The 19,550-nt window shown below is 66.6% G+C and carries 15 protein-coding genes and 1 pseudogene; 11 read left to right on the forward strand and 5 right to left on the reverse strand.

The annotated features are described in order from the left end of the window. The first annotated feature begins 60 nt into the window (after positions 1–60). The 6 genes from QNO08_RS06165 to QNO08_RS06190 all read left to right on the forward strand — a co-directional run bounded on the left by QNO08_RS06165 (position 61) and on the right by QNO08_RS06190 (position 4,568). On the forward strand, positions 61–849 hold the full coding sequence (locus QNO08_RS06165) for an SDR family NAD(P)-dependent oxidoreductase (protein WP_229967033.1): 789 nt from the start codon (positions 61–63) through the stop codon (positions 847–849). Between the two features lie 187 nt (positions 850–1,036). Further along, entirely contained in the window at positions 1,037–1,615 is a 579-nt protein-coding gene (locus QNO08_RS06170; protein ID WP_229967031.1) for a class I SAM-dependent methyltransferase, read from the forward strand. A 304-nt stretch (positions 1,616–1,919) separates the two neighbouring features. Then, positions 1,920–2,390 carry an FHA domain-containing protein gene (locus QNO08_RS06175; protein WP_229967029.1) on the forward strand — a complete coding sequence of 157 codons (471 nt, stop codon included), beginning with the start codon at positions 1,920–1,922 and terminating at the stop codon, positions 2,388–2,390. A gap of 64 nt (positions 2,391–2,454) precedes the next feature. Continuing rightward, positions 2,455–3,225, forward strand: coding sequence for a transcriptional regulator FtsR (gene ftsR / locus QNO08_RS06180; RefSeq protein ID WP_229967027.1), 771 nt, complete (start codon positions 2,455–2,457; stop codon positions 3,223–3,225). Between the two features lie 5 nt (positions 3,226–3,230). Then, entirely contained in the window at positions 3,231–3,731 is a 501-nt protein-coding gene (locus QNO08_RS06185) for a bifunctional nuclease family protein (protein WP_229967025.1), read from the forward strand. A 249-nt stretch (positions 3,732–3,980) separates the two neighbouring features. After that, the gene (locus QNO08_RS06190) at positions 3,981–4,568 is read left to right on the forward strand and encodes a MerR family transcriptional regulator (RefSeq protein WP_284015990.1); all 588 of its coding nucleotides are present in this window, start codon (positions 3,981–3,983) and stop codon (positions 4,566–4,568) included. An 82-nt stretch (positions 4,569–4,650) separates the two neighbouring features. On the opposite strand, the gene QNO08_RS06195 is transcribed toward QNO08_RS06190, so the two are convergent. Then, positions 4,651–5,490, reverse strand: a complete 840-nt coding sequence (locus tag QNO08_RS06195) for a ParA family protein (RefSeq protein WP_229967023.1) — start codon at positions 5,488–5,490, stop codon at positions 4,651–4,653. A gap of 248 nt (positions 5,491–5,738) precedes the next feature. Between QNO08_RS06195 and QNO08_RS06200 the strand changes: the two genes are divergently transcribed. Together QNO08_RS06200 and QNO08_RS06205 are read left to right on the forward strand one after the other, a co-directional pair. Further along, positions 5,739–9,146: a pyruvate carboxylase gene (locus tag QNO08_RS06200; protein WP_229967021.1), complete on the forward strand. Its 3,408-nt coding sequence runs from the start codon at positions 5,739–5,741 to the stop codon at positions 9,144–9,146. Positions 9,147–9,247: 101 nt separating this feature from the next. Next, the gene (locus tag QNO08_RS06205; protein ID WP_229967019.1) at positions 9,248–10,660 is read left to right on the forward strand and encodes a mycothione reductase; all 1,413 of its coding nucleotides are present in this window, start codon (positions 9,248–9,250) and stop codon (positions 10,658–10,660) included. A 32-nt stretch (positions 10,661–10,692) separates the two neighbouring features. On the opposite strand, the gene QNO08_RS06210 is transcribed toward QNO08_RS06205, so the two are convergent. Continuing rightward, positions 10,693–12,501 carry an AMP-dependent synthetase/ligase gene (locus tag QNO08_RS06210; protein ID WP_229967017.1) on the reverse strand — a complete coding sequence of 603 codons (1,809 nt, stop codon included), beginning with the start codon at positions 12,499–12,501 and terminating at the stop codon, positions 10,693–10,695. A 261-nt stretch (positions 12,502–12,762) separates the two neighbouring features. Here QNO08_RS06210 and QNO08_RS06215 point away from each other — a divergent pair, with 261 nt between their 5' ends. Then, complete coding sequence (locus QNO08_RS06215; RefSeq protein ID WP_229967123.1) at positions 12,763–13,725, forward strand: ROK family glucokinase; 963 nt, start codon at positions 12,763–12,765, stop codon at positions 13,723–13,725. A gap of 12 nt (positions 13,726–13,737) precedes the next feature. Here QNO08_RS06215 and QNO08_RS06220 read toward each other — a convergent pair whose 3' ends face one another. Beyond that, positions 13,738–14,388, reverse strand: a complete 651-nt coding sequence (locus QNO08_RS06220; RefSeq protein ID WP_229967015.1) for a hypothetical protein — start codon at positions 14,386–14,388, stop codon at positions 13,738–13,740. Next, complete coding sequence (locus tag QNO08_RS06225) at positions 14,385–15,149, reverse strand: alpha/beta hydrolase (RefSeq protein WP_229967013.1); 765 nt, start codon at positions 15,147–15,149, stop codon at positions 14,385–14,387. Before QNO08_RS06225 ends, QNO08_RS06220 begins: the two co-directional genes overlap by 4 nt. Before the next feature lie 166 nt (positions 15,150–15,315). Between QNO08_RS06225 and QNO08_RS06230 the strand changes: the two are divergent. Next, positions 15,316–15,990: pseudogene (locus QNO08_RS06230) on the forward strand (lysophospholipid acyltransferase family protein); the annotation flags it as partial. A gap of 388 nt (positions 15,991–16,378) precedes the next feature. On the opposite strand, the gene QNO08_RS06235 reads toward QNO08_RS06230, so the two are convergent. After that, positions 16,379–17,872, reverse strand: a complete 1,494-nt coding sequence (locus tag QNO08_RS06235) for an FAD-dependent oxidoreductase (protein ID WP_284155651.1) — start codon at positions 17,870–17,872, stop codon at positions 16,379–16,381. Positions 17,873–18,090: 218 nt separating this feature from the next. Here QNO08_RS06235 and QNO08_RS06240 point away from each other — a divergent pair, with 218 nt between their 5' ends. After that, a complete protein-coding gene (locus QNO08_RS06240) occupies positions 18,091–19,485 on the forward strand; it encodes a class II 3-deoxy-7-phosphoheptulonate synthase (protein ID WP_229967011.1) in 1,395 nt (464 codons plus the stop codon). Positions 19,486–19,550: the final 65 nt, after the last annotated feature.

Raw genomic sequence — 19,550 nt, forward strand, 5'->3', positions numbered from 1 at the left:
TAATATCACTAGTGGCTCAAGATGCAAACAAGCGCTTGACCGGCACGAAAGGAACGTGGGATGAGCGGATTCGAGAAGTACGGACCCTGGGCACTGATTGCCGGGGGCTCTGAGGGAGTCGGCGCCGCACTGGCGCACCAGCTGGCCGAGCGCGGCCTCAACGTGGCGCTTGTTGCGCGCAAGCCCGGTCCCCTCGCGGAGGTGGCGGAGTCGGTCCGCGCCGCTTACGACGTCGAAGTGCTCGCCATCGAGCAGGACCTGCTCGCGCCCGGAGCCGTGGAGTCAATCGCTGAGCAGCTCGGCGACCGTGAGGTCGGCCTGCTGGTGTCCAACGCGGGTGCCAACACTTACGGCGGCGAGATCGTGACGTCCGAAGCAGACCGCGCCCAGATGGTTATCGACCTGAACATCACCGTGACCCTCGCGCTCGTCCGGCGCTTCGGCCTGCCGATGCAGGAACGGCGTCGGGGCGGCATCATGCTCACCGGCTCACTCAGCGGCTTTGCCGGCACCGCTGGAATGGGCTTCTACTCAGCGGCCAAGGCGTTTGTGCACAACTTCGCCGAGGCACTGTGGATGGAGATGCGCCCGTACAACGTTGACGTTCTGGAGCTCTGCCTGGGCCTCACCCGCACGCCCGCCATGGAGCGGCACGGATTCGAATTTGATGCCCCCGGCGTGCGTTCCTCCGATCCCGAGAGGGTTGCACGCGGAGCCCTGGAGCACATCACCGACGGACCGAGCTGGTACCCGGACGGCTTCGGCGAAGATGCCGAGCTCCGGTCGGCGCACCCCCGCCGCCCCGTCGTGGAGGCAGCAAACAAGCATTACCGGTCTCCCGCGGCCTGATCGCGCACCATTCCCCGCGAGATGGCAAGTAAGTGCTTCTCTGAGCGCTGAGAAGAGCCTTTAGTGCCATCTCGCGGGGATTGCGCAGCCGGAGCCGGCCCGGAGCCGGCGGTGGTGCCTGCGCCCGCATCTGCCGGGTGGGGCGGCCCGCTGGTCCCGCCGCGGGGGAGGAGGTACGGTCACCCCTGTGACCACGATTCGCTATCAGGAATTTGAGCAGCTCAGCGCCCGTCTGGTGGGCACCCTGCACGGCCGGGTGCTGGAGATCGGCGCCGGCACGGGTGCCAATTTCGACAGCCTGGCCGCGGACGTGGACTGGATCGGGCTTGAGCCGGATGAGGCCTCCCGAGCCGAGCTTGATGCCAGAGCGGAAGCTCGCGGCTACCGTACTCCGGCACTTTCCTCGTTCGCCGAAGCCATTCCGCTGGGTTCGGCGAGCGTGGATGCCGTGCTGGGCACCGCCGTCCTCTGTTCGGTGCGTGACCCCGCGGCGGTGCTTGCCGAAGTTCGCCGCATTCTCCGGCCCGGCGGCCGGGCGGTCTTTGCCGAGCATGTCGCGGCCCCGCCCGGAACCCTGAAGCGCGCCCTGCAGTCAGCAGTCTCGCCGCTGGCGGCGAGACTGGACCGCGGCTGTCGCTGGAACCGGGACACTGCCGCACTGCTGGAGGCAGCCAACCTGCGCGGAGACCTGCAGCGCATGGAGATAAGCCAGGGCATGCTGCCTTCGGTGCCGGCCATACTCTTTTCCGGCACCGTGTCCGGGTAAGGCTCGGGCCGTCGGCTCGACCGGCGTGGCGGTTCCGCTGCTGACGCCACGCCCCTGGTCCGCAGCAGCGAAAGCCCCAGCCACGGCAGCCAACCCTGATTTTAAAGTATTTTCCCGTAGCTCCTTCGGCCGCCTACCTGTTCTCCGCGGCCCGGCCGGGAAACGGCGTAAAACCCTCAGTGCCGGGATTGCCCTCCAACAGGTAGGCTAGGACAGCCGGTACGGCAAGATTTGTCAGCAGGAACTGTGCGGCCAGCCAAAATCACGAGTGGTTGGCCGCATCTTTTGGGGAGGATGTAACAGAATGGCGCGCGAGGACTACAACGCCGGACAGGCCGAACAGCGGCGTGAGTTGGGCGCGGAGGACACCACATCGATCAGCCTGCCGCCTCAGAGCGACGCAACGTCGATGGAGCCCAAGCTCAGTTCAGATGAGCGGGCTGCCGTGGCGGCGCTGCCCGCCGGGTCGGCGCTGTTGATCGCCCACTCCGGGCCCAACAGCGGTGCACGGTTCCTTCTGGACCAGGATGTGACCACTGCCGGGCGCCATCCGAATGCGGATGTGTTCCTGGATGATGTGACGGTGTCCCGCAAGCATGTGGAGTTCCGGCGGACCGCCGACGGCTTCCGTGTGGTGGACTCCATGAGTCTGAACGGCACGTACGTTAACAACGACCGCGTGGACACGCTGCTGCTGCGAACGGGCAATGAGGTCCGGATCGGCAAGTTCCGACTGACCTTCTACGCTGCGCGGCCGACAGCTGCCCGCGCGTAAGAAAATCTCCGGCCGGAGGCTCCTGCCGGATGTCCACGGGATTACTGAGGAATAGGTACTAGGTATGTCAGCATCACAGCCCGTCAGGCGGACCCTGGGTACGGGGAACGAGCGCCTGCGCGGCCGTGTGCTCAATATCGGTGAGGTCCTCAGTGAACTCAGCGCCGATTTCCCCGGGATCAGCGCCTCCAAAATCCGGTTCCTCGAGGAAAAGGGCCTGGTCACTCCGCAGCGGACCGCGGCAGGCTACCGGAAATACACCTCGGCCGACGTCGAGCGGCTGCGGTTCGTCCTGGCGCTGCAGCGGGACCAGTACCTGCCGCTGAAAATCATCAAGGACTACCTGGATGCCATCGACCGGGGCGAGCGTCCCGAATCGTTGCCCGGAGGAATGTCGCTGACGCCGCGGGCCGTGTCCGAGCAGCTGGCGGGGGAGTTGTCCGCCCGCACGTTCGCCCGCGCCCTGACATTCGCCGAGCTGGTCCGGGAATCCGGTGCCTCGGCCGACCTGGTGCGAAACCTCGCCGGTTACGGACTGATTGCCTCCGCCGACAACGGTGCGGAGCAGGGTGCCTTCGACGAACATGCACTCAAGATTGCGAAGGCGTGCGCCAAGCTCCAGGCCCACGGGATTGAACCCCGGCATCTGCGCCCGTTCCGAGCCGCGGCGGACCGGGAGCTGGGGCTGGTGGAGAGTGTGGTGGCACCGCTGGCTTCGCGGCGCGACGTCGCCTCCAAGGCGCGGGCAGCCGAGACGGCGCGAGAGATCAGTGATCTGTGCCTGAACCTGCACAGTGCCCTGGTCAACGGGCATATCGCACGAATGGAAGGCTGAGGAGCATGCGTGAAGTCGAAGTGGTCGGTGTCAGGATCGAGCTGCCGTCCAACCAGCCGCTGGTCCTGCTCAAGGAACTGAACGGCGAACGTCATCTGCCCATCTGGATCGGTGCTCCGGAAGCCAGTGCCATCGCCTTTGTCCAGCAGGGCATCGTGCCGCCCCGGCCCATGACGCACGACCTGTTGGCTTCAGTGGTGGCTGCCCTGGGCCGCAGCGTCAGCGAGGTGCGGCTGGTGTCCGTCGAGGACACGGTCTTCTATGCCGAGCTGGTTTTCGACAATGGAGTCACCGTCAGCTCGCGCGCCTCGGATGCGATAGCGGTGGCCCTGAGGGCGCCGTGCCCCATCCTCTGTGCCGACGCAGTACTGGACGAAGCGGGCGTCCGGATTGCGGAAGCCGACGAGGACGAAGACGATGACGCAGACCAGGAGAATGCCGAGCAGGAGCTGCGGCAGTTCCGCGAATTCCTGGCCGACGTCGAGCCCGAGGACTTTGAGCGCTGATTCGACACGCCTGCAGAAAAAGGCCCTGCGTCTTTGACCTTGGCCCGGGTCAGATCTAACGTCGAAGCATAGAGTTCCCACTGCACGGTTCTCCGCAAGTCCTTTCCAGGGCATGTCCTTTCCGGGGCCGGTCCTTACAGGATCAGTCCCTTCCCCTGGGAGGTTTTGCGGGGGAAACTGAAGGGAGTCGTTCCTGGCCCCTTGATTCCGTGCCGATCCCCCCTCGGGAACCGCTACTAGGAGGCACAAGTGAGTCCGAAAGGCGATGCCGGCGAGCACATCCACGCCGCTGCGCCGGGTAAGGTCCCCGGAGCCCAGGGCTTGCTGTTCACCGAGGATCTTCCCGTTCTCGACGAGGACGCCGGCTACCGCGGTCCAACAGCCTGCAAGGCGGCAGGAATCACTTACCGTCAGTTGGATTACTGGGCCCGCACCGGGCTGGTGGAGCCGGCCGTGCGCGGGGCCTCGGGTTCCGGCACGCAGCGGCTCTACGGCTTCCGCGACATCCTGGTCCTCAAGGTCGTCAAACGCCTCCTGGACACGGGGGTTTCGCTGCAGCAGATCCGCACGGCCGTTGAACACCTGCGCGAGCGTGGAGTCGAGGATCTGGCCCAGATCACGCTGATGAGCGACGGCGCCAGCGTGTACGAGTGCACCTCCGCGGACGAAGTGATAGATCTGGTCCAGGGCGGGCAGGGCGTTTTCGGGATCGCCGTCGGACGTGTCTGGCGCGAAGTTGAAGGGAGCCTCGCCCAACTGCCGAGCGAGCGCGTAGGCGACCAGACCTTTCCCGGAGATGAACTGAGCCAGCGGCGGATTGCCCGCAAGATCAGCTAGGCACGCACCATGCTTCATCAGCCAGGCACCATACTTCAACTGCAGGCAGCGGATTCCGGTGCCTGCAGTTTTTTAGGGGCTGCTAGCTGGCGCGGCGGATGACCCGGTTGCGGACGCTGCCGCTTCCCACGAGGTTCTTCAGCAGGGAGTCGAAGGTGGCGGCGGCCTGCTTGGCCGACTCGCCGGGCCAGTGGTGCACCGAATGGGCCGCACCCTGAATCTGCTGCCAGTTGGCCTGCTCGGCAATCGTGGGGCTGAGCAACAGGTCGCCGAACATCTGATTCATCTCACCCAGCCGGAAGGCGTGCTCGTTGGAGCCGGAGCGGACCCGGTTGGCGATGATCCCCGCCGGGGCGAGATTGGGGGCAAATTCCTTGCGGAAAAGGTCCAGGGCGCGCATCGTCCGTTCGGTGCCGGCCACGGAAAACAGCGCGGGCTCGGCGACGAGCGCCACCCGGTTGCTGGCGGTCCAGGCAATGCGGGTGAGGCCGTTGAGTGAGGGCGGGCAGTCAATGAGGACCAGACCGTAGCCGCTGACACGGGAGAGAAGCGTGGAGAGCCGTTTGAGGTCGCGCCTGCCGAGGTCCGGGCGGTCATAGATGCCGGAAAAGGCGGAGCCCATGGCGACGTCGAGAACGGGCCGGCGCTTGGAATCGCCTGTCCGGGTGCGGCGGTCGTTGGCGACCCAGCCGCTGGAGACCACATTGTCCGCCAGCTGGGCGCGTCGGGAATTCTTGAGCATCTCGCCGATCCCGGGTTTGCCGGCTGCAGTCGCTCCCAGGCCCGTGGTGGCGTCGGCGTGCGGGTCCAGGTCCACAACGAGGGTGGGAATTCCTGCTGCAAGTGCAGCCGATGCCAGTCCAAGCGTTACGGAAGTCTTGCCCACGCCGCCCTTTAGACTGCTGATGCTCACTACTTGCACTTGTTGAACCAAAACCTAACGTGTCTAGGGATCACGAGCGGGGCCCTTGAGAGGCTGCAGGTTCATTCTATGTGACGCTCGGTGGTAACTCCTGCAGGGGCCGTTTTGCAGGGGTGGCGCGAAAGGGAGACTATAAAGAGCGTGACGTCCGACACTGGCGGTCCGCCGCAGTGAAATAGTCTGGACTAGAACCCGATGAGGACGGCGGTACCCGGCCGTCCCTCAGCCCGCAACGATGCAGGAGAGTAATGTTCTCGAAGATACTGGTAGCCAACCGCGGAGAAATCGCAATCCGCGCCTTCAGGGCCGCCTACGAGCTGGGCGTGAAGACTGTTGCAGTGTTCCCGTATGAGGACCGCAACTCCATCCACCGTCAAAAGGCTGACGAGGCCTATCTGATCGGTGAGGAAGGGCACCCGGTCCGCGCGTACCTCGACGTTGACGAGATCATTCGGGTCGCCAAGGAATCCGGCTGCGACGCCATCTACCCCGGATACGGATTCCTTTCCGAAAACCCCCAGCTGGCCCGCGCCGCGAGGGAAGCCGGCATCACCTTTGTAGGTCCCGCCGCCGACATCCTCGAGTTGGCCGGCCACAAGGTCCATGCCCTGAACGCGGCACGCGAAGCCGGCATCCCGGTGCTGCGCTCCACCCAGCCGAGTTCGGATCCGGAAAAGCTCCTGGGCGAGGCCGAGGACATCGGATTCCCCATCTTCGTCAAGGCCGTGGCGGGCGGCGGCGGCCGCGGCATGCGCCGCGTGGACACGGCCAAAGACCTTCCCGAGGCGCTCAACGCAGCCATGCGCGAGGCCGATACGGCCTTCGGCGACTCCACGGTCTTCCTCGAGCAGGCGGTCATCCGTCCCCGGCACATTGAGGTGCAGATCCTCGCCGACGGCGAGGGCAACGTTATCCACCTCTTTGAACGTGACTGCTCACTGCAGCGCCGCCATCAGAAGGTCATCGAAATTGCTCCGGCCCCCAACCTGGACGAGAGCATCCGGCAGGCCCTGTACCGGGACGCCGTCAAGTTCGCCAAGGCCCTGAAGTACGAGAACGCGGGGACCGTGGAGTTCCTCGTTGACACCGTCGGAGAACGCGCCGGAGAACACGTGTTCATTGAAATGAATCCGCGCATCCAGGTGGAACACACGGTCACCGAGGAAATCACCGACGTCGACCTCGTGCAGTCCCAGCTGCGCATCGCTGCCGGCGAAACGCTGGAGGACCTGGGCCTGCGGCAGAACGAACTTCAGGTGCGCGGCGCCGCGCTGCAGTGCCGCATTACCACCGAGGACCCGGCCAACGGCTTCCGCCCCGACGTCGGCAAGATCAGCGGATACCGCTCCGCCGGCGGTGCCGGGGTGCGTCTCGACGGCGGCACTGTGTACGCCGGGGCCGACATCAGCCCGCACTTCGATTCCATGCTCGTGAAGCTGACCTGCCGCGGCCGCACCTACCCGGCTGCGGTGAACCGTGCCCGCCGGGCGCTGGCCGAGTTCCGCATCCGCGGCGTCTCCTCGAACATTTCGTTCCTGCAGGCCGTCCTCGACGATCCGGACTTCATCGCCGGCGACGTCGCCACCTCCTTCATCGAGGAGCGCCCCGAACTGCTCAGCGCCCGCGGGTCTGCTGACCGCGGCTCCCGGCTGCTGAACTGGCTGGCGGACACCACCGTCAACAAGCCTCACGGCGAACTGCCCGTGCACATCAACCCGGCAGACAAACTGCCGGCTGATCTTCCGGAGGTCCGCCCCGGGTCGCGCCAGCGGCTGCTGGAACTGGGCCCGGAGCGTTTCGCGGCGGAACTCCGCGCACAGCCGGCACTGGCCGTCACCGACACCACGTTCCGGGATGCGCACCAGTCCCTGCTGGCGACCCGCGTCCGTACCCGCGACCTGCTGCTGGCGGCCCCCGCGGTGGCCGCGCTGACGCCCGAACTGCTCTCGGTCGAAGCATGGGGCGGTGCGACTTACGACGTCGCCCTCCGGTTCCTGGGCGAGGACCCCTGGGAGCGGCTCGTCTCGCTGCGCAAGGCCCTGCCGAACATCTGCATCCAGATGCTCCTGCGCGGCCGCAACACCGTGGGCTACACGCCGTACCCCACTGAGGTGGCGGAAGCCTTTGTCCAGGAGGCAGCTGACGCCGGCGTTGACATCTTCCGGATCTTCGATGCCCTCAATGACGTCGAGCAGATGGAACCGGCTATCCGCGCGGTCCGGGCCACCGGCACGGCCGTCGCCGAAGTGGCCCTGTGCTACACCGCCGACATGATGGATCCGAACGAGACGCTGTACACGCTGGACTACTACATGGACCTCGCCCAGCAGATGGTCGATGCCGGCGCGCACATCCTGGCCATCAAGGACATGGCCGGGCTGCTGCGTCCCGCTGCCGCGGCCAAGCTGGTTGCCGCCCTGCGTGAACGCTTTGACCTGCCCGTGCACCTGCACACCCACGACACCGCCGGCGGCCAGTTGGCCACCCTGCTGGCTGCGGCCAACGCGGGCGTGGATGCCGTCGACGTGGCCAGCGCCTCGCTGGCCGGCACCACCAGCCAGCCTTCGGCGTCGTCGCTCGTTGCCGCGCTGACCAACACGGACCGCGACACGGGGCTGAGCCTGGATGCCATCAGCGCCATGGAGCCGTACTGGGAAGCGGTGCGCCGGGTCTACGCTCCGTTCGAGTCCGGTCTGGCCGGACCCACCGGACGCGTCTACCAGCATGAGATTCCCGGCGGACAGCTCTCCAACCTCCGCCAGCAGGCCATCGCCCTCGGCCTGGGCGAGCGGTTCGAAGCGATCGAGGACATGTACACCGCCGCGGACCGCATTCTGGGCCGGCTGGTCAAGGTCACGCCCTCCTCCAAGGTGGTCGGAGACCTCGCCCTGCAGCTGGTCGGCAGCAACGTCTCACCCGCGGACTTCGAGGAAAACCCGCAGAACTACGACATCCCCGATTCGGTCATCGGCTTCCTCAGCGGCGAACTGGGCAACCCGCCCGGCGGCTGGCCGGAGCCCTTCCGGACCAAGGCGCTCCAGGGCCGCACCATCAAGGTGCGCGACGCCGAACTCACCGAGGTGGACCGCGCCGGCCTGGCCGGCGACTCCGCCACCCGGCGGGAAACGCTGAACCGGCTCCTGTTCCCCGGCCCGGCCAAGGAATTCGCGACCGTCCGTGAAACCTACGGCGACGTGTCGGTCCTGGACACCCGTGACTACCTCTACGGCCTGCAGCGCGGGGTTGAGCACGTGGTGGAACTCGAAAAGGGTGTCCGCCTGATTGCCACCCTTGAAGCCGTGGGGGAGCCCGATGAAAAGGGCATGCGTTCGGTGATGACCACCCTGAACGGCCAGATGCGCCCCGTCCTGGTCCGTGACCGCAGCGTGCAGTCGCAGGTGAAGGTCGCCGAACAGGCCGACCCGGGCAACCCCGGCCACGTTGCCGCGCCGTTCGCCGGCGCCGTGACCATCACGGTCCAGGAAGGCGATGAAGTGGCGGCCGGCGAAACCGTTGCCACCATCGAAGCCATGAAGATGGAGGCCTCGATCACGGCCCCCGTCGCCGGCACCGTGACGCGGGTGGCGATCTCCGCCGTCGAGCAGGTGCAGGGCGGGGACCTGCTGGTGGCGATCGATCCCAAGAAGGAGAGCTAGCCCCAGCGCTTCCGCCGCACGGCGGAAGCACAACGGAAGCACATAAGGACCCCGGGAACCGGTTACGGATCCCGGGGTCCTTGCGGCTCTAGACTGGAATCGTGACTCATTTTGATTTGGCCATCATTGGCTCGGGTTCGGGCAATTCGCTGATCACCCCCGACTGGGACGGCAGGAAAGTTGCGGTCATCGACGGGGGCACCTTCGGCGGCACCTGCCTGAACGTCGGCTGCATCCCGACGAAAATGTTCGTGTATCCGGCGCAACTTGCCGCGGCCGGTGCCGACGGCCGGCGCCTGGGCGTCGACCAGACCCTGGAGAAGGTGCGCTGGCGGGACATCCGCGACCGCATCTTCACCAGGATCGATTCCATCTCCGAGGGCGGCCGCCGCTACCGTGCCGAGGAGCTGGAGAACGTCACGCTGTATGAGAACCACGTGCGGTTCGTCGGCGAGCACGCCCTGGAGACCGACGACGGCCAACGCATCACGGCCGACCAGATAGTGGTGGCCGCCGGCTCACGGCCGGTGCTGCCGGACGTGCCCGGCATGGACCTGCCGCAGGTGCACACCTCTGACACCGTGATGCGGATACCCGACCTGCCGGAGCGAATCCTCATCATCGGCGGCGGTTACATAGCCGCCGAGTTTGGATTCGTGTTTTCAGCGTTCGGCGCCAAGGTCACGATGGCGGCGCGCTCCGGTCCGCTGCTGCGTGCCTTGGACGCGACCTTGTCCGCACGGTACACCGAGGAAGTCTCCAAGCAGTGGGACGTTCGGCTCAACACCCAGGTGACGGCGCTGATGGAAAACGCCGACGGCTCCGTCCGGGCGCTGCTGCGCGGACCCGGGGGAGAGACCGGCATGGACGTTGATCTTGTGCTGGTGGCAACCGGCCGGGTGCCCAACACCGACCGCCTTGATGTCCAGGCTGCCGGATTCGACCAGCGTGCGGACGGACGGCTGGCAGTGGACGAATTCCAGCGCGTGCTGAAGGACGGCAGGCCGGTCGACGGCGTCTGGGGATTGGGGGATGTCAGCGGCGACTTCCAGCTCAAGCATGTGGCCAACCATGAGGCGCGCACCGTGGCGCACAACCTGGTGCACCCCGGGGACCTGCGCGCGAGCGACCACCGGTTCGTTCCCGCGGCGGTCTTCACCAGCCCGCAGATCGCATCCGTGGGCATGACCGAGGAGGAAGCCCGCCGCGATACCCGGGCGAGGGGAGTGGAGCTGGCCGTGGCGGTGCAGGAATACGGCTCCACCGCGTACGGCTGGGCGATGGAAGACACGACCGGATTTGTGAAGCTGCTGGCGGAGAAGGAAAGCGGGACGCTGCTCGGGGCGCACATCATGGGCCATGAGGCGTCCATGCTGATCCAGCCGTTGATCCAGGCCATGTCCTTCGGTTTGGATGCGCAGACGATGGCCTCGGGCCAGTACTGGATCCATCCCGCGCTGACCGAGGTGGTGGAGAACGCGCTGCTGTCCCTGCGGACCGGCACTGCCCGGTAAACCCGCAGGGACTGCTGCCGCGACGTGCCGGGCTAGACCTTCTGGCCGCTGTAGATGTCTTCCACCACGGCTGAGTAGTCCCGAAGCACCTGGGCGCGCTTGATCTTCAGGGACGGCGTGAGGTGGCCGCTGGCTTCGGTGAAGTCGGTCGGAACCACGCGGAAAACCTTGATGGCCTCGGCCTGGGAGACCGTCTTGTTGGCGCTGTCCACCAGGGCCTGGATTTCGATCTGCAGCTGGGCGGTCTCGGCAGCTTCGGCCACCGTCGTACCGGCCGGCAGCTTGTGGCGCTCGAGCCAGCCGGGAAGGGCTTCCTCGTCCAGGGTGACCAGTGCGGAGATGAAGGGCCGCTGGTCTCCGACAACGACGCACTGGGAGATGATGGCGTCGGCGCGGATGCTGTCCTCCAGGACCGCCGGAACGACGTTCTTGCCGCTGGCGGTGACGATGATTTCCTTCTTGCGGCCGGTGATCTTCAGGAAGCCGTCCGAGTCCAGCTGGCCGATGTCCCCGGTCCGGAACCAGCCGTCGTCGAAGGCTTCAGCCGTCAGGTCGGGGCGCTTGTAGTAGCCCTTCATGACGCTGACGCCCCGGGTCAGGATCTCGCCGTCGTCGGCGATCTTGACCGCGTTGCCGGGCAGGGGCGCGCCGACGGTGCCGATCTTGATCAGCTTGGGGGTGCTGACGCTGATGGGAGCGGTGGTCTCGGTCAGTCCGTAGCCCTCCAGGACCATCACGCCGATGCCGTGGAAGAAGTGCCCGAGACGGTCCCCCAGGGGTGCTCCGCCGGAAATTGCATACTGGACCCGGCCGCCCATCGCGGTGCGGATCTTGCCGTAGAGCAGCCTGTCGAAGACGGCGTGCTTGACCTTGAGGGCCAGCGGGATCTTGCCGGCCTCCTGCGCTTTGGACCATTCAATGGCGGTCTTGGCGCCGGCGTGGAAGATCTTGCCCTTCCCGCCGTCCTCGGCCTTGAGCATGGAGGAGTTGTAGACCTTCTCGAAGACGCGGGGGACCACGAGGAGGAAGGAGGGCTTGTAGCTCTGCAGATCCGGAAGCAGGTTCCTGACGTCCGGCGTGTGGGCCACTGTGGCGCCGGCGGTGACGCACAGGACGGAAATGAACCGGGCAAACACGTGGGCGAGCGGCAGGAACATGATGGTCTGCGCGCCTTCGCGGCAAACTTCGGGCACGGCCAGGGCGGCGTTCCGGGAGAGATTCACGAAGTTGCCGTGCGTCAGTTCGCAGCCCTTGGGCCGGCCTGTGGTTCCCGAGGTGTAGATAATGGTGGCGGTGTCCTCCAGCGTGGCCTTCGAACGGCGCGCTTCGAGCTCGGCGTCGGACACTGCTGCGCCGGCCGTGCGGAGCTCATCCAGGCCCGAGCCGTCGATCTGCCAGACGTTGCGCACGGCGTCGAGATCTTCCTCCACACCGGCCTGCCGGACCACGTTCTCATGGCGGGCGGCTTCGACCACCACGGCGACGGCACCGGAATCACCGAGGATCCAGGCCACCTGGGAGGGCGATGAGGTCTCGTAAATCGGCACGGAGACCGCCCCGGCAAACCATAGGGCAAAGTCCACGAGCGTCCACTCGTACCGGGTGCGGGCCATGATGCCCACGCGGTCGCCCGGTTGGATGCCGGAGGCGGCGAAGCCCTTGGCGAGCAGCCGGACGTCCTTCAGGAAATCAGTGGCGGTGATGGCCTGCCAGGTGTCGTCGGCTGCCCGAACCGAGAAAAGGGCCGGATTGGAGGCCTTGGCCGCCTGTTCCAGCAGTAGGTCGGTGGTGTTTGTCTCCAATGGTGATTCCACCAGAGGGGGGACACTGTATTCACGCACGATAGCTCCTTTGATATCCGGCCGGCCCGCAGGCGTTACCGCAGACTTTACCGCACAACCTATAACGTGGGTCACATAAAATACCCGCCAGTAACTTCTCGAAGCAATAACGCTTTCGCTGGCGGACCGGCCGGTGAATACAATTGGTTGTTGATGCGTCCCGTTAACCCAGCGCCCGTTCCCCGTTCTTCCCCGATCCTTTGGCAGCGCCGTGCCATTGAGCCCTTCCCCGCCCGCCGGCCCATCCGGCTGCCGAACCGGATGCGGCGACGCGGGCTGGCCATCGGGATCGATATCGGCGGCACCAAGGTGGCCGCGGGCCTGGTCGACGGCGACGGCCGCATCATTGCCGAAGCCCGCCGCGCCACTCCCGGCCAGGATCCGCGCGAGGTCGAGTCCGTCATCGTGGACCTGGTGCGGGAACTGTCCGCGAACCACCACGTGTGGTCCGTCGGCATCGGCGCCGCCGGCTGGATGGACCTTGCCGGCAGCACGGTGCTCTTCAGCCCCCATTTGGCCTGGCGCAACGAACCGCTGCGGGAGAACCTCGAACGGCTGCTGCGCCGGCGCGTGTACCTGGTCAACGATGCCGACGGCGCTGCCTGGGCAGAGTGGCGCTTCGGGTCCGGACTGGGCCAGAGCCGGATGGTCTGCGTGACGCTCGGCACCGGAATCGGTGGTGCCATGGTGATGGACGGCCGGCTGGAGCGGGGAAGATTCGGCGTGGCGGGAGAGTTCGGCCACCAGATCATCATGCCGTCCGGGCAACGCTGCGAGTGCGGAAACCGCGGCTGCTGGGAGCAGTATGCCTCAGGCAATGCGCTGGGTCGGGAAGCCCGTGAACTGGCCGCCGCAAACTCCCCGGTGGCCCAGGAACTGCTGCGGGCCGTGGACGGCGACATCAGTGCCATCACCGGCGCCGTGGTCACCAGGATGGCCCTTGAGGGCGACCAGACGTCAGTGGAACTGCTGGAAGAGGTCGGTCAGTGGCTTGGCCTCGGACTGGCGAACCTGGCGGCCGCGCTGGATCCGGGAATGTTTGTCATCGGCGGAGGCCTGAGCGCTGCCGGTGACCTGTTGCTGGAACCCGCCCGCAGGTCCTTCGCCCGGAACCTGACCGGCCGCGGGTTCCGGCCCGCGGCGCGGCTGGAACTGGCCGCCCTCGGGCCCGCTGCCGGCATGATCGGCGCCGCTGACCTGTCCCGAATTGCAGCCCGGCGCTGAGTTCAGCTGCCCTTAGACGGCGGCGCCGTCGTCATCGCGGTGCTGGGGCAACCGGAAGAGCAAATAGCCCACGGCCACACCGAAGAGGGCAACCAAGCCGAGAATGACGGCCAGCGGAGCTCCGCGCCAAAACATGGCGAACAGCAGCAGCAGGAGGGGCCCGCCCAAAGCGCCGATCCACGCCAGGACCACGAGCGGCTCACCGGTGCTGAACGGCGGCGGTTCGGGCGGCACAAACTCACCCTCCGACTCGAGTTCCTCGGGCTCGTCGTAATCCCGGGGGCCCCGCGGCGGCTGTGCGCGGAACGGCTGGTTCTCGAAAATGGCGCGGGTGCGCTCGGCGGGGGAGCGCGGAACGGGGCCGCGGGCCGGGGTGCCTTCACCGGAGCCCGGCTTGGCAGCAGTTTCGGCTCCGCCGGTCCCGGAGGGAGTTTCGGGGTGAGCCCCTTCGTCCGCGCCCGCCGGCGATGGTGAATCAGCCGCATCCGGCCCGGACGCCGTCGCTCCGGGTTTGATCCGGGACCCTTCGGAGCTGCCGTGTCCGCCGGGTGCATCCCGGCCGCCGTGCGTCTCATCAGCCGGCATATTCTCCAGCCGGGCCACGAGGTCCAGCCAGACGGCGTTGTCAGTGGACTCGTTGCGTTCCGGTTCGCGTTCTTTCATGCTGGCGCACCTGCGCTGATCCTTTGGATGAACTGGTGGGAACGGTCAAAAATCAAGGGAGCATCATGATCCATGGTTGCCACATGATAGCTGTTTTCCAAGGGGACCACCTCCAGTTCGCTGCCCAGATACCTGCGCAGGACGTCCATGCTGGAGTCCGGGACCACCGAGTCCACCGTCGAGCGGAAGGCGAGGACCGGTGCCGTCGTGATCCGCGGCAGCACCGCCGTCGTGTCCTTGAACAGCCGCATGAGCTGGTGAACGCCGCCCACGGGGGTCCGCAGGTAGGCACCTTCATCCTGGCCGTCGAGCTTGATGTTGTTGGCAATCGCCGGTACTGAACGCTGAACGTACTTCAGGAGTCCCGAGTACCTGGCCCGCGGATCATCGATGGTCAGTCCCGGATTCACCACCGCCACCCCGGCGACGGGGCGGTGTGCGGCAAGGCGGAGGGCCAGCGTCCCGCCCATGGACAAGCCCGCGGCGACCACGCTGTCGGTCCGCTCTGCAAGTTGCTGGTACGCCCGGTCGTAGGCGTCATACCAGAGCTCCCAGGGAGTGCGGGCCAGCTCCTGCCAGGTGGTTCCGTGTCCGGGCAGCAGCGGCAGGCTCACCGCGTAGCCCTGGGCGGAGAGGTGCCGGGCCCAGGCGGCAAGGCTGACCGGGGACCCGGTGAAGCCGTGGCTCAGGAGAACGCCGGTGGCTGCATTCACGCCTTGCCCGTCGCTGGTAAAGGCGGCTGCGCCCGGTGGGAGAGTCATACCTCTATGGTTGCATTCAGGAGGCTGATTTCCACCCCCGTAACGCCCAAAGTTGCGTCGCCGCCGAGAGTCGAAATTCAACGCAGCCGGGAGGGCGCATAGAGTAGGAGTTGGGAACCAAACCGGGTCCCTGATTTGTTATGTCCGGACGGGAGAGCTGGCTTACGTGTTCTATTGGGTGATGAAGACCATTTTCATCGGACCGGTGGTCAATCTGCTCTTCAGACCCTGGGTTAAAGGCATGAACAATGTGCCCGAAACCGGTCCGGCCGTGCTGGTGAGCAACCACTTGTCCTTCTCCGATTCGATCTTCCTGCCGCTGGCGGTGCCGCGTCCCGTGAGCTTTCTGGCGAAGTCGGAGTACTTCACGGGCAAGGGGATCAAGGGCAAGCTCACTGCCGCTTTCTTCCGGCTCACCAACCAGCTCCCGATGGACCGTTCCGGCGGTGCGGCATCAGCCAGCTCCCTCAGCGCCGGCGTGGACGTCCTGGAGAACGGGGGACTGCTCGGCATCTACCCCGAGGGCACGCGCAGCCCGGACGGCCGGCTGTACCGTGGCAAGACCGGCGTGGCCAAACTGGTGCTGAAAACCGGCGTCCCGGTGATTCCGGTGGCCATGATCGGCACTGACAAGGTCCAGCCGATCGGCCGGAAGATCCCCAACATCCGCCGCATCGGCATCATCGTCGGCGAGCCGCTGGACTTCTCCCGGTACGCGGGCATGGAGAACGACCGGTTCATCCAGCGCTCGGTGACCGATGAAATCATGTACGAGCTGATGCGTCTGTCAGGCCAGGAATACGTTGACGTGTACGCCAGCACCATGAAGGAAAAGCAGGCCGCGGCCCGCAAGGTTTCCAAGGGAGCCGAGGCCCGCAGCGCAGCGGTGCGTCTGCCCGAGCCGGGCACCGCCGCCTCGAAGGCGGTCGGATCCTCAGCTGCCGCAGCGGAACCCGGCGGCCGCACCCATCCGGCAGCGGAGCATGGCACCGCCGGCACCGGCGACGGCTCGGCGCCTTCACCAGGGTCGGCACCCGGACAGGAGCCGGCAGCCGCCGAAACGCCGTCCCGGCGGAAATCGCTGCGGAAGCCCGGCACGGTGACGATCATTGGCCGCCGGAAAACGCCGCCCGCATCGGCGGGTCCCGCGGCATCCACGGGTGCCGAACCCGAGGACACGGAACCCCACAGCGCCTAGTCTGCCGCCGTCGTCCGGCTTTATCCGGGCCTTACCCGGCTGGGGCTTCCGCTTGCTCCGCTGCCGCTGCGCCGGCGCGCCGGCCAAAGAAGGTTCCGTCGCCCAGGGACGTGCCGCTGATGTAGCCGTGGCCGTGCAGGCCCGACGTGACCCGGCCGGCGGCATAAAGTCCCGGCATCGGTGAGCCGGAAACATCGAGGACTTCGCCGTCGAGCCCGGTGCGCAGCCCGCCAAGGCTGAAGACCTTGGCCCCGCCCCGCCCCGAAGCACCCAGCTCCGGCGATGCCATCCCGCGGCTGACATCGATCCCGGCAAACGGTGCCTCCAGCGGACGCACCCACCGCTTGTCCTTGTGGAAGTACGGATCCTCGCCCGCCGCCGCGTGTCGGTTGTACTCGCTCACGGAAGCGGTCAGGGCGCCGTCGGGCATGCCGATCTCCTGTTCCAGCTCGCCGATGGTTTCGGCAACGTAGTGCGGAAGCACTCCCCAGCGTTCGTTTTCGGGCACTTCCTCGAAGGACTTTTCGTCCAGGATGATCCAGACTGCCAGGTCCTGCCGGAACAGGGCGGCCTGGCCCAGCATTCCGGGATACTGGTCTTCGTTGATGAACCGCTGGCCGACGGCGTTGACCAGCATGCCGCGCACCGCCAAGGCCGGCACCAGGGTGATGCCCACCTGGGCCGCCGACATCCGCTGCACTGCTGCTCCGGCCGCCTGGGCCATTTTGATTCCGTGCCCGTCGTCCCCGCCGTCGCTGGTCGCACCCAATCCGATCAGCTGCGGGGCGTGCTGGGCCACCATCTCCGCATTGTCGGCAAATCCGCCGGTGGTCAGAATGACTCCCCGCCGGGCCCGGTAGGTCACCGGCTTTCCGAAGCGGCGCGCAGTAACACCAACAACCCGGGGCCCGTCAAGGATGAGCTGCGTGGCATAAGTATCGGTATGGATCCCGGCCCCCGCTTCCTCCACGGCCCGGCAAAGGACATCCATCAGCACCTTGCCGCCGAAGCCCTTAGCGGTAACCCGGTGACCACGGGGTGCCGGCTTGGCGAGGCCGGTGAAGGGGTACGCGTTTTCACCCAGCCACATCAGGCCGTCGTCGGTGGGAGGAACCCAAGAGGGAGTTCCCCAGAAGGACGGCTTGAACGGGACGCCCTGCTTGGTGAGCCAGTCGTAGTGCTCCAGACTGCCGCGGCTGTACATCCTGATTTTCACGGCGTCGGCCGAGGGCCCCAATGCCGCGAGCAGATACGCTTCCATGTCTTCGGCGGTGTCGGTGAAGCCGCAGGCACTCTGGATGGGAGTGCCGGCACCCAGATAGATCTCTCCGCCGGAGGCCGCGGACGAGCCGCCTCCACCGCTGGCGCGTTCCAGGACGATGACGTCGGCACCCCGGCTGCGCGCTTCCAGGGCTGCGGCGGCTCCGGCGCAGCCGTATCCGATCACCAAAACGTCGGTTTCGAAGTCAAAGTCGAGGACACTCCGGCGATCCGCCGGTCCCGCCGGTTCTTGCCTGCTCATCATTGAGGCCCTCCGCTAGTCGATTGGTTGGTTACTAAACCATGGGCGGCTCCGGGCGGAAACCCGGTCCCGGCCAACGGGACTCGGTCGGCTGCAGCCGGACCGGGGAGGCGGCCAGGCAGGCATGTGCGGCGGCCAGTGTTGCGGAGCGGCGGGCCCAGATTACGTCAGCCTGCGTGCGCCTTCTGCCCCGGAGCGCTGCAGACAGTACCCTTGAAGGCGTGACTTACACTCCTGTAGACAACGCGTCAGATTTTTCCACCGCTCCCCGGCAGGGCGCGGCGGACTATCCGGGCCTGGACGACTGGCGGTCCCTGCCGGCTCTCCAGCAGCCGTCGTGGCAGGACCACCCCGGGTATCCGGCGGCAGTCGCCGAACTGTCGATGGTCCCTCCGCTGGTCTTCGCCGGAGAGGTCGACATCCTCCGTGACCGGCTGGCAGCCGCAGCCCAGGGCAAGGCGTTCCTGCTGCAGGGCGGTGACTGTGCCGAGACCTTCGACGGTGCAACCGCTGACAAGATCAGTGCCCGGGTAAAAACCATCCTGCAGATGGCAGTTGTCCTGACCTACGGCGCCTCGCTGCCCGTCATCAAGATGGGCCGGATGGCCGGCCAGTTCGCCAAGCCGCGTTCCTCCAACGACGAGACCCGGGCGGGCGTGACGCTGCCCGCCTACCGCGGCGACATGGTCAACGGCTACGACTTCACTCCGGAGTCCCGCGAGCACAACCCGGCACGGATGGTCCGCGCCTACCATACGTCCGCTTCGACCCTGAACCTCATCCGGGCGTTCACCCAGGGCGGGTTTGCCGACCTGCGCCTGGTGCACCACTGGAACAAGGGCTTCACCGCGAACCCGGCACATTCACGGTACGAGTCACTGGCCCGCGAGATTGACCGGGCCGTGCGGTTCATGGATGCCTGCGGGACGGATTTCGAGGCGCTCAAGCGCGTGGAGTTCTTCGCGAGCCACGAGGCACTGCTCCTGGACTACGAGCGCGCGCTGACCCGCATCGACTCCAGGACCGGATTCCCGTACGACACCTCGGCGCACTTCCTCTGGATTGGCGAACGCACCCGCGACCTGGAGTCCGCACATGTGGACTTCCTGTCCAAGGTCCGCAATCCGATCGGCGTCAAGCTGGGCCCGAACACCAAGCCCGAAGACGCCCTGGCCCTGATCGACAAGCTCGATCCGGAACGCGAACCGGGCCGCCTGACCTTCATCACGCGGATGGGTGCGCAGAACATCCGGGAAAAGCTACCGCCGCTGGTGGAGCGGGTCACCGCCTCCGGAGCCAAGGTTCTCTGGGTGACGGATCCGATGCACGGCAACACCGTGACGTCGCCGAACGGCTACAAGACCCGCAACTTCGACGACGTCATGGACGAGGTCCGCGGCTTCTTCGAAGTGCACAACGCTCTGGGCACCTTCCCGGGCGGCCTGCACGTGGAGATGACCGGCGACGACGTCGCTGAGTGCCTGGGCGGGGCGGATCCGGTGGATCAGGAGGCGTTCCTGGAAGGCTACGAATCCGTCTGCGATCCGCGCCTGAACCACATGCAGTCACTGGAAATGGCGTTCCTGGTCGCCGGAGCACTCTCCCGCCAGGGCTAGAGGCCACGGGCGTCCGCTTCCGCCGGATCCTTCCCCCGAAATGGCAGTAGGTGCACCTCCCAGCG

The sequence above is a fragment of the Arthrobacter sp. zg-Y820 genome (assembly GCF_030142155.1).
In the GTDB taxonomy this organism is placed as follows: Bacteria; Actinomycetota; Actinomycetes; order Actinomycetales; family Micrococcaceae; genus Arthrobacter_B.